Annotated in this window: 10 protein-coding genes; 5 read left to right on the forward strand and 5 right to left on the reverse strand. The window is 60.5% G+C overall.

Going from position 1 to position 10,996, the window contains the following annotated elements; genetic code table 11:
* Positions 1-195, forward strand: a 195-nt coding sequence (locus tag L0G76_RS10790; RefSeq protein ID WP_304357243.1) for a hypothetical protein, incomplete at its 5' end; no start/stop codon positions are given.
* Positions 196-266: 71 nt separating this feature from the next.
* Positions 267-794, forward strand: coding sequence for a helix-turn-helix transcriptional regulator (locus L0G76_RS10795; RefSeq protein WP_157691374.1), 528 nt, complete (start codon positions 267-269; stop codon positions 792-794).
* A gap of 18 nt (positions 795-812) precedes the next feature.
* Here the strand turns inward: L0G76_RS10795 and L0G76_RS16285 are convergent, their stop codons facing one another.
* Both L0G76_RS16285 and L0G76_RS10800 read right to left on the reverse strand, forming a co-directional pair.
* Positions 813-1,667, reverse strand: a complete 855-nt coding sequence (locus L0G76_RS16285; protein ID WP_092104450.1) for a serine hydrolase — start codon at positions 1,665-1,667, stop codon at positions 813-815.
* 1,198 nt (positions 1,668-2,865) lie between these two features.
* Positions 2,866-3,717 (reverse strand): methylenetetrahydrofolate reductase, encoded by an 852-nt coding sequence (locus L0G76_RS10800; RefSeq protein WP_092104446.1) that lies wholly within the window; start codon positions 3,715-3,717, stop codon positions 2,866-2,868.
* 241 nt (positions 3,718-3,958) lie between these two features.
* Here L0G76_RS10800 and L0G76_RS10805 point away from each other — a divergent pair, with 241 nt between their 5' ends.
* Positions 3,959-5,179, forward strand: a complete 1,221-nt coding sequence (locus L0G76_RS10805; protein WP_304357244.1) for a glycine cleavage T C-terminal barrel domain-containing protein — start codon at positions 3,959-3,961, stop codon at positions 5,177-5,179.
* A 443-nt stretch (positions 5,180-5,622) separates the two neighbouring features.
* On the opposite strand, the gene L0G76_RS10810 is transcribed toward L0G76_RS10805, so the two are convergent.
* Positions 5,623-7,077 carry an APC family permease gene (locus tag L0G76_RS10810; RefSeq protein WP_304357245.1) on the reverse strand — a complete coding sequence of 485 codons (1,455 nt, stop codon included), beginning with the start codon at positions 7,075-7,077 and terminating at the stop codon, positions 5,623-5,625.
* A gap of 282 nt (positions 7,078-7,359) precedes the next feature.
* On the opposite strand from L0G76_RS10810, the gene L0G76_RS10815 reads away from it, so the two are divergent.
* The gene (locus L0G76_RS10815) at positions 7,360-9,345 is read left to right on the forward strand and encodes a DEAD/DEAH box helicase (protein WP_157691372.1); all 1,986 of its coding nucleotides are present in this window, start codon (positions 7,360-7,362) and stop codon (positions 9,343-9,345) included.
* Positions 9,345-9,893: a hypothetical protein gene (locus tag L0G76_RS10820; protein ID WP_092104440.1), complete on the forward strand. Its 549-nt coding sequence runs from the start codon at positions 9,345-9,347 to the stop codon at positions 9,891-9,893. The genes L0G76_RS10815 and L0G76_RS10820 overlap by 1 nt, the downstream gene beginning before the upstream one ends.
* 51 nt (positions 9,894-9,944) lie before the next feature.
* Here the strand turns inward: L0G76_RS10820 and L0G76_RS10825 are convergent, their stop codons facing one another.
* A complete protein-coding gene (locus tag L0G76_RS10825; protein ID WP_092104438.1) occupies positions 9,945-10,241 on the reverse strand; it encodes an antibiotic biosynthesis monooxygenase family protein in 297 nt (98 codons plus the stop codon).
* A gap of 171 nt (positions 10,242-10,412) precedes the next feature.
* Positions 10,413-10,996, reverse strand: a 584-nt coding sequence (locus L0G76_RS10830) for an acetamidase/formamidase family protein (RefSeq protein WP_304357246.1), incomplete at its 5' end; no start/stop codon positions are given.

A 10,996-nucleotide genomic window follows, 5' to 3' on the forward strand; every position in this document is an offset into this window, starting at 1 on the left:
AACAAGGTAAAGTCATTTCCAGAAGAGAGCTACTGGCTCGCTCCGCGGGAGCTCACGCTCGTCGCAGAAAGGGCAGGTCTTTTCCTCGTGTCTCGGTACGCCGATTTCGCGCAGTCCCCTGTCGCCGAACACACGACATCCCTTGTTTCGGTGTTTCGCCGGGCAGACGATCCAGGGACGCAACAAGAGAGATGAAAAAGCTAGCTGTAATAGGGCCCTTGTCGCGACCTTCTGTGATTGCCGGGGCAGCTTCAGCGGCCAAAGATATGAGCATCGACTTGATCATGGTCAACAAGGCTCAGCGCATTCCCGCGGACTGCGCAGCTCTTTTAATCGATGTCGACGAATGCCCGCAGGCTCTCGAGGAGCTTGAGATACCCAAACAGGTGAACCTGCCGCCGGTGATCCTAGCAGCCAGGCGTCTTGAGAGCGTTCCCGATGCCATGACCAGGATAGCGGCGGCGGTTATCTGTTCGCCATTGGACTATTCGGAGCTGCTGAGCGCAATTCACGCGGTGAGGGAACCGAGAACGTATATCGCTCGAAATCACATTGCACGGAACTTGGCCACGGCCAAAGGTATTGCGTCGCTAACCGAGCGTGAGCTTGAAGTGCTGCTATTGATTGCTCAGGGATGCTCCGACACTATGATTGCACGACGCCTTTACGTCGAAGTGTCGACAATCCACTCACATACCCGTCATCTACGGGCGAAACTTGGAGCCAATAACCGGACTCATGCAGTCGCCCTGGCCGGTCAATACGGCCTCTTGCAGGCGTCTGGACTCTGGTAGCTCGCACGGTTCGTTCGTCTACGAATGCGCGCCATTTCCGAACAGGGCATGTTCGGCGAGTCGTTGCGGTGTCCGAGGCATCCGGAAAAGTGTGTGGGCTACACTCGCCCTTCCGTTCCTTTGATCGACCATGACTGAACACCCGGCATCGCGGGTTTGACCATTGTGGAAGAGTACGCCGCCACGGAGCACGAACCACCCTGGGGACGGTGGCATGGACGAGGTGTCCTCTGCATATCTGAGGAGGTCGTCTCCTCGTGACCAGAGGCCGCCGGCTGACGCGTAAACGCCACGACCCAACTGCCAAGGTCTACGCGAAATACCCATTGTCGTGGGGTAAGAACCGAGCGGTGGACATGTGGTCAATGACGGATATCTGGATGCTGGCAGCAGATGCGTGCGAACGAGTTCAAACCATGACCGTCCTGTCGCTTCTTCCAAAGCTAGCCCCAACAAGGCGTATCCGAGGTTGGAATAGTTGAACTTGCCGGAAATTTCCTCATTCACCGTGATCCGTGGAGCGATCTCGCTCAGAAATCGAGTACGGTCGCAACCTGTGCTCGGATCCCGAACCAGCCCCGTGGGGGCTCCTGCATGCATTGGCGGCAGTCCCGCGCGATGCAGGGTGAGTTCTTGCAAACTTGTGTGTTCAAGGCTGGGTATCGGGAGTAAATCTGCGACAGAGGTGCGCAGGTCAAGTACGCCGTCAATCGACAATACCTTCAGCAACCCTGCAGTTACTGTCTTGGTGACCGATCCCCATTCAAGGTGAGCATCCGCAGAGTATGCGCGGTGCTGAACCTTCACATCTCGACGGCCATGTTCGTATAGACCGACGAACGCACGGCGGGTGGATGGGACGCGAGAGTTCATATTATGTCTACTTAATCAGCTGCGGGTTGGGACTTCGGCGTGTCTGACAGGCTGAGTCCAGGAAGGTTGCTGACAGGCCTGAGGCGAAAAGGGCTAGGAGAGACTCGAATTCGGCCCGTAGTTCTCCTTCAACTGTCAGTTGAGACTGCCTCAGTCAGGACAAGCGATCAGAAGATGAAGATCGAGGATACGCGACCGCAACAGTCAGTGCGGGTGCTTCACAGTGCGCAGTGCTCGCCCGAACCATCTACCGGTCGACTTCCCGAATGCAACTCGGTGAAACGAGGTTTATCCGATCGGTCGAATCGTTGTTGTCGCGAAACATAGTAGCTCCTGAACTCGCAGTTTCTGATAAGGCGTAGGTTTACTCGGTTGTATATCAAGGCTAGGGACGGCAAAACTACCTACACAATCCCGATTTTTCTGGATATTTCGACTCGGGTCACAATCCGTTCCGGTAGGAGCGCGGAACCACGGGTATGACATTCGGACTTCAAATGGATGACTCACCATCCTTACGCATCAGTCCCAGTCTTCCTATGGTGGAGTTACCAGGATCCATGAAAGGGAAGGAGCACGTCATGAAAGTTCGAACCACTGGGCTGATGATTTCAATGCTATTGGCTGCCGGCGTCGTTGTGCTGGTCGCGATAGAAGGACTTCGAACTGGTCGACTTACAACGGATAATTCAATGTTCAACAGTGCTGTCACCTCGAGTACTGGTGATTCGTTCTTGCTTCCCACTGCGGTTCTCGACAACGCGTGGTGGGTGCTAGTGCCGTTGATCGCATGGATCACGATCAGTGCGCTCCTGGTAGGAAGAGCCCAGCGGAGCAAACGGACAGCGAAATAATCTGGGTGCCCCGTTTGGATACATTTCGGTCACCCGCAAGGACGCGTTCTCCATTGATGGAGTCCTTGCGGGTGACCAAGATGTCGAGGCCGTAGACCGTGACCTCCGGAATTCGTTCTGAGACGCTGAGCTCCCGAACTAACCCAATGGTCGATCTCTCAGGCTCAGAGCAGAACACCCACCTCGCGCTTCTTCGCATGTCAGCGGATCAAGCTACGTCCCCCTGAACGCGGGTGTGAAGTGTGACAGGTCGACTCGAGCTTCGTCGGATGAGCACGGCCTCACGGGGGCTCGCGGGGGAGGGGTGCCGCAGCGACTACCGTGTTGGGAGGCGCCCCGGGGAATTACTGCACACTTTCCACCTCGTCGACCATGCCGAGCTGCTTGCGCCTCCAGATCTCCGTGTCCTTGATCTGGTTGAACGTGTAGATGTGGAGTCCGGTCACGCCCAGGGCCGGGTTATCCAGGACAGGTGCGAGTTTGTCGAGGAACTTCCGAGGGTTGTACCCGCCGGGCTTGGCCATCCGGGTGAAGGTGGCCGTGTTCTTGCGCAGGAACCGCGTGGATTCGCCGACCCCGATCTTCGATGCGACCCGGGCCAGCTTCGCCAGCTCCACTTTGCCTGCGATGCCGAGGACGAGTGGCAGATCGATGCCGCGCGCTCGCACCCTGGCCAGCCAGGTGGCGATGGTTCCGGGGTCGAAGCACAGATTCGATACGAGGTGGGTGGCGTAGTCGCGTTTGTCCCACATCGCCTGGATGGTGACGTCATCGGGGATGAGTGGGTGAGTCTCCGGGTAGGCGCTGACGCCGAGGTGCTGGATCGGTGCGGCCATGCTCGCGAGGTCGATGATGAGGTCGAGTGCACCCGCATAGCCGCCGGCCGGAGGCGTGGCGTCGCCGGCGGGGACGAAGATCCGATCGATGCCGGCCTGCGTCAGACGGTCGACGATCTCCTCCAGCTCGCTTCTGCCCTGGACCATCCGTGCCGCAATATGGGGCACCGCATGGAAGCCGAGCGCCTGCAGCTGTTCGGCGGTGGACAGGGTCGCTTCGAGGGTCAGCCCGGTCGAGGCGGTCACAGTGATCACACGGCCGGGTGCGACGTACTCGTGGACACGGTCGACGACACCCGCGGTGGGAAGGATTTCATAGCGCGCGGATTTCAGCAGCGTGGTCAGAACTTCCTGTGACATCCCATGCTCCTTTGAGAGGATCCCTGGAAAGTGGCCGACGGCTGATGAATCTGGATGGAAACCCTTGCTTCCGTCGACACTTCAATTCTACACTGATTGTACCCATCATATGGGAATCGAGTTCTACAATGTAGAACCTTTTAGCAGGGGGAACACCATGGACAACAACGTCCCATCAGTGAACCAAAGCGACAGACAAGTCCCGATCAACCTTCGCCAATCAGGCCCCACGCCTGTCGAGATGCTCATTGACACCAGGGTGCGAAAGTCCCCGTACTGGGAGCTGTCTATGCAGGAGGGGTGCTGGCGAGCCTCGATCTACAACCGCATGTACCACCCGCGTGGCTACGTATCTCGCGAAGATGGCGGGATGATGGCCGAGTACCAGTCTCTCGTCAACGACGTGACCTTGTGGAACGTCGCCGTGGAACGGCAGATCCAGGTCAAAGGGCCCGACGCCGAGGCGTTCGTGAACTATGTCATCACCCGTGACGCGACCAAGATTCCAGTCATGCGCGCCCGTTACGTGATCCTCTGCAATGAAGCCGGAGGCATTCTCAACGACCCGATCCTGCTGCGAGTGGCGATCGATGAATTCTGGTTCAGCCTCTCCGACACCGACCTCATGCTCTGGCTGCAGGGCGTCAACGTCGGCAAGGGCTTCGACGTCACCATTGCCGAGATCGATGTCTCGCCGGTGCAGGTCCAAGGACCGAAATCCGTCGACGTCATCGCCGACCTCGTCGGTGAGGAGGGACGCACGCTGCCCAGCTATGGACTCATGGAAGCCCAGGTCGGCGGGCACGACGTCATCATCTCCCAGACCGGGTTCACAGGGGAGAAAGGCTACGAGATCTACCTCAAGGACTCAACGAAGTACGCCGAGGACATGTGGAATGCCGTGCTCGCAGCCGGCATTCCCTACAACCTCAAGGTCGTTGCTCCCAGCCACCACCGCAGGATCGCCGCGGGCATCCTCTCGTGGGGCCAGGACATGGACTTCGAGACCTACCCCTTCCAGGTCAACCTCGCCTACCAGGTGCCGAGGAAGAAGGAAGCCGACTACATCGGCAAGGCGAAACTCGAGGCGGTTCGTGAGCAGATCGCTGCCGGCACCGCACCGTTTAGGACTCAGCTCGTGGGCCTGCTGGTCGGTGGAAAGCCGATCACGGACTACGCTCCCGACTTCTGGCTGGTCAGCGCCACATCCGGTGGCGACCCGGTCGGGTACGTGACGTCGCCCTGGTACTCACCGGAGCTCGAAGCCAATATCGCGATGGCACATGTGCCGGTCGAGGGCAGTGCACTGGGAACCGAGTACTGGGTTCAGCTTCCCGAACCCTTCGCCGACACCCCAGGTGAGCCCGTCCGCGCAGAGGTGGTGGAGATGCCGTTCCGAGCGAGCGTCAACCCCAACCAGCGCGAACGCCTGAAGATGAACGGCCTCGACGCCGCCGTCTGATCCGCGGTGGGCTTCTGCCTAGCGGCGGGACTCCGCCGCGTGGTGTCATCCCCCGATCCGAGCGCGGTCACTGCGCGACATGCCAGTGGCCGCGCTCGCCTCTGCCCCTTCGCCCTTCAACTGTGCACCCCGCACCCGTAGCTCCATTTTCTACCCGCACCATTACTTCTTACCCGCAGCCTCAATGACAACCGGTGGTTTTACACGCGGCACCGGCAGCGCCAATTCATACATGTGCACGGGGGTGATTTGCTGCTCGTGGTGAGGGGTAGCCCACCAGCACGGGCGGCGCAGCGTCAATCCGATCAGCACAGCCCTCAATCACAGCCCTCGAGCAAAGAAGTGCGGCTACCGGAGATGTCTCCGATAGCCGCACTCTCACGAAGCGAGAACTGTTCGCTGTTGCTCTTCAGCCGCTCTTTGGCGGGCTGATTCTCATCACGTCACTTCTTGCGCAGGGACTTCACCTTGGCGAGGAGTTCGGTCTCTGCGTTCGGTCCGGCTTTGATGCCGGTGGGCAGGCGGAACATGAAGAAGATTCCGACTGCGAGCCAGAGGCCGAACATGGCCCAGGACTGCCATGCCAGCTGTGCAGACCAAGGGGTGATCGGCAGGTAGAGGACGAAGAGGGCCAGGGTGAGCACCGCCGAGATGACGCCGATGATCATGCCGCCGTTGCTCTTGCCGCCGACGCGCAGCGGACGGTCCATCGCCGGTTCGCGCTTGCGCAGGATGAGGAATCCGATGCTGACGAGGAAGTAGGCGATGACGATGGCGGGTGAGCCGGCATCGACAATCCAGCCCAGTGCCGCTGAGCCGAGGAACGGAGCCAACGCAGAGAGAATGCCGATGAAGATGATCGCGTTGACAGGAGTGCGGTAGCGCGGATGCAGCTTGCCGAACCAGGCGGGGATCATCCCGGCGACGGCCATAGCCCACATCAGGCGGGAGGACCCCATGAGGAACGCATTCCACGAGGTGATGATGCCGGCCAGGCCACCGGCGATGACGAGCTTGCCCCAGAACGCAGAGTGGAACATCGCGGCCAGAGCATCCGCAGTGACGAGGTCGTGGGTGGCGAGTTCCGAAGCAGGCATCGCTAGGGAGGTCATCCAAATGATGATGATGTAGAACGCGATCGCCATGAGGACTGAGATGACGACGAGCTTGCCGATCTTCGCCGGTGGCAGTTTGATCTCTTCTGCCGACTGCGGAATCACGTCGAAGCCGACGAACAGGAAGGGCACGACGGCCACGACTGCGATGAAGCCGGCGCCACCACCGGTGAAGAGTGGCTCGGCATTGGCGACCTCGCCCCCGACCAGGCCACCGGTCAGCAGCAGGAAAGCGACGATGATGAGGAACGAGACCACGAATGTCTGGACCAGAGAGGCGAGCTTGACGCCGCGGATGTTGATCCAGGAGATGATGATTGCGGTGACAGTGCCGACGAGAGCCCAGGTGAGGTACACGTCGAAGTCGGCGACGGTCCACAGCTTGAAATGTTCGAGGTTTGGGAACAGGTAGAGAGCGGTCTTCGGCACCGCGACCGCTTCGAACATGACGACGCTGATGTAGCCGCCGGTGATCGCCCACGAGCCAAACAGAGAGACACGAGGACCCATCGCCCGGATGAGGTAATTGTGCTCACCACCGGCGTGCGGCATGGCAGCAACCAGCTCGGAGTAGACCGTGCCGACGAAGCACATGATGACACCGCCGACGACGAAGGCAAGGATGGCACCCAAGGTTCCGGCACCGCTGAGCCACTCACCGGTGAGGACGACCCAGCCGAAGCCGATCATCGCTCCGAACCCGATGAACAGGGCATCGACCGTTCCGAGTGCCTTGACGAAGCCGTGGCCCCGGTCGTCGATTTCCGTATTCTGCTGCGTCATTGCGTGCCTCTCGTGTCCCCGCTATTACAGTTCTGCACAGTAGCAGTAAAACCGAAAGTTCCGTGCCAGTAACCTTCGAACGGATGCAACGGCCGTTTCAGAGCCCCCAGGAACCGCCCTCAGTCGCCGAGGTCACCTTGCCAAAAAATAGTTTATGTATCTCTCTTGAAACTCCAGATTCCGGTTCACTACGCTGGCACAGCCCCCGCTTCACCACCCAGCACCACCCAGCACATCGGCACTCCCCGGCCGTGGACCATCGCCAATCACTCAGGAGAGACTGTGCCCACATGCACTGCCCGATCCCCACGACCCGCAGTCCACGAGCAGCACTCGGAGATGCTCCAGGCTACGTTCGTCCCTGCCGAACACGGCTTTGCCTGGTGGGGGCCACCGAACACCGCCACGTGGATTGCTGACCTGGGTTTGCCTCGCGGACGCAGTGTCTGCCTGCGATTGGCCCAGCCATCCGGAAGCGGAATCGCCGTTGACGATGTTGACGTCCACATCACCGATCTGCTCACCACAGTCGATGCTCTGCAGTCACTGGTTAGGTCGGAGGCCCTGGCTCCCTCGGCTCGCTCGTGGAGTGAGCTCAGCGCACATCCTGATGCACTGACCACGTTGCCGCTCGCGGCGCATGCAGTCGTCAACGAAGCAGAGACTGCGATGATGACGGCAGAGGCTTCGATTCGACGGTTCCGGCAGGCATTGAGTACGGGGTCCATCTTGCAGGACCGAGGGTTCACAGCCCGTCTTCGGCCCTATCAGGCGCACGGGATCGCGTGGCTGCGCGAACACGCCGGCGCTGGAACCGGTGCCCTCCTCGCGGACGAAATGGGGCTGGGCAAGACTGTTCAGGCCATCGGCCTGCTTGCCGCACGTGGTTCGGAGCTGCCGCACCTGGTGGTGTGCCCGACCTCGTTGGTCAACAACTGGCGCAGAGAGTTCGAGCGATTCGCACCGCAACTCCCCGTGCGCACTTTTCACGGTCCAACCCGACGGCTGCCGGCCGACCTTCTTCCCGGCGAGGTCGTCCTCACCAGCTACACACTGTTGCGCTCCGACGAAGATCTCTCGGCTCGAGCCTGGGACATCGTCGTCTTCGACGAAGCACAGAATCTCAAAAACCCCGGAACCAAAGTGACTCGCACAGCGAAGAGTCTGCAAACTCACGCCAGAATCATGCTGACCGGAACGCCGGTGGAGAACAGTCTGGAGGAGCTGTGGTCGATCTTGTCCATCGCGGACCCGACGATCCTGGGGCCTCGAAAGCGTTTCAGGCAGCGCTTCGTCAATCCCATACAGAATGGACGGTCGACGCGCGCCGCGAACGCGTTGACAGAGCTGATTGCACCTCATCTGCTCAGGCGGACGAAATCTGCCGTGATCGATGAATTGCCGCCGAAGGTGAACACGACGCTCACCTGCACGCTGACTCCAGAACAGATCGCACTCTATTCCGCGGCGGTCGACGATGCCTTTGACCACGGCTTCGGCTCCGGATTTGAGAGGAACGGTCGCGTGCTGACACTGCTCACCGCGCTCAAGCAGATCTGCAACCACCCCGCGCAGTACGAGGCTCGTGCGGTGACAAAGGGAAAGGGGCGAATGGCTCTGGCCGCCACAGCTCGAGATACCACCGGCGATGAGACCAATGACGTAACCAGCGACGGAACCAGCGGCGGAACCAGTGACGTAACCGAAGGCTCCTACTTCGGCCGATCAGGAAAATTTGATCGCGCCTGCGAAGTGCTCTCCGAAATCGTTGCGAACGGTGAGCGAGCAATCGTCTTCACCCAGTACCGGGCGATGGGAGACCTGCTGTCAGCAGGCATCGCCGACTACTTGGGCAGCGGCCCGGTACCGTTTCTCCACGGCGGAATGCCGATTGCGCGACGCGACAAGCTCGTGCACCGCTTCCAGACGGATGACGAGGCACCCCCGATTCTCATCCTCAGCCTGCGAGCGGCAGGCACCGGACTCAACCTGACCCGAGCATCACACGTTCTCCACTTCGACCGGTGGTGGAATCCCGCAGTCGAGGAGCAAGCCACCGCCCGCGCTCATCGCATCGGCCAGCACCGCGTACTCAATGTCCATACCCTCATCGCCGCCGGAACGATCGAAGACCACATCGATGCGCTGCATCGGAAGAAGCAGGGGCTTTCCGAACTCGTCACCGGGGACTCGGAGCAAGCACTTGCGACACTCCCCGATGAACAGCTGTGGGATCTCTTCGCCCTGGATGGAAAGGATCTGAGCTGATGGCGAGCATCGATTTCGGCGCAACCATGTGGGGCCGAAGCTGGCTGCGTGTCGTGGAACCGATCAGCGGCACACCTAGCCCACAGCTGCCCCGCGCCAGACGAATGGCCCGTGATCTCGATGTTTCGGTGGGAGAAGCGCCCGGGACGATCTCCGCCGAGGTGGTCGAACGAGGATTGACGCTTCCCGTCGAGATCACAGTTCCCACGTGGACCAAAGGTGCGGGTGAAACGGCTGGGGAACTGCTGCGTGTCCACGGTGGAGGTGCTGTCGGGGGTGAGCTGTCACGGGAGCTGTTCGATGACCTTGTGAAAAGAGACGTGAGTGTTTCGGTTCCGCTCGACCAACTGGAATTCCGGTGTCACTGCAGGTCACGAGCCACGCACTGCGTACACGTTCTCGCGTGCATCTATGCGGCGGTGCTCGCGATCGACGAGCGACCGATGATCGCCTATGAGCTGCGCTCGTCCCAAACGATGGATACGGGCAGACTCGACGCCGACTGGGTCAGGCTCGAGGCACTGAGTTCGGTCGGCTTCTACGGCTAGGCTGACACAGGTCTGCCCCCACCGATCGGTGAGGGCAGACCTGTTTGGAGATCACTCGCCGAGGTCGACGACCTCGAACTCGAGAAGGTTGGCCTGCTCCGAGACGGGCTCCTTGCTGTTGGTTTCGTGTGCGGGCTGGCGGGCCTGGCGCCAGTTATCGAAGTCTTCACGTGTGGCCCACTGCGTGTAGACGAAGTACTGGTCGCCGCCGGAGACCGGACGCAGCAGCTGGAAGCCTTCGAAGCCGGGTGAGCCGTCGACGGAGTGCTTGCGTGCCGCGAAGCGCTTCTCGAGTTCACCGCGTGCCGCCTCGGGGACGGTGAGGGTATTGATGGCGACGACGGACATGCTGGCTCCTAAAGCTGGGGAACAATTATCTGCAGAACAACGGTTCACAGACCGACGGCGAAACCGTTCGTGTCTTCCTCGAGGCTACGACCGAAATCTGGATCCGAGCTGAATTGTCCACATGAGACCGCGCCGCGTCTCAGCGGCGTGAGATGAAAGAGGCCGCCGCCCTCAGAACGCCGAGTGGGGTGCGCCGATGCCCGGATCGATCTGCGTGGGCCCGTTGGAACTGGGTGAGATGTCGACGTCGAATATCGCTGTCGGCAGGTACACGGTGGCACACGCATTGGGAATGTCGACGACGCCGGAGAATCTGCCTTCGATCGGTGCCGCGCCGAGCAGCAGATAGGCCTGCTCCGGGCTGTAGCCGAACTTGGCCAGGTAATCGATGGCGTGCAGGCACGCCCGCTGGTAGGCCAGATGGGAGTCGAGGTAGCGCTGCTCACCGTCAAGCGTCACCGAGGTTCCGGAGAACGCCAGCCATTCGGAGTACTGCGGGGCGGTATTGCCGGGTTGGAAGATGGCGTTCTCGCTCACCCCGTAGGTGTCCATTCCACCCTTGATGAGATCGACGCTGATGTCGACGAAACCACCCATTTCGATGCCGCCGCAGAAAGTGATCTCACCATCGCCCTGGCTGAAGTGGAGGTCGCCGACGGAGAAGTTCGCGCCGTCGACGAACACCGGGTAGAAGACTCGTGTGCCCTTGGTGAGGTTCTTGATGTCCTGGTTGCCGCCGTTCTCCCGCGGGGGAG

This window comes from Brevibacterium picturae (genome assembly GCF_030453725.1).
GTDB classification, from domain to species: domain Bacteria; phylum Actinomycetota; class Actinomycetes; order Actinomycetales; family Brevibacteriaceae; genus Brevibacterium; species Brevibacterium sandarakinum_A.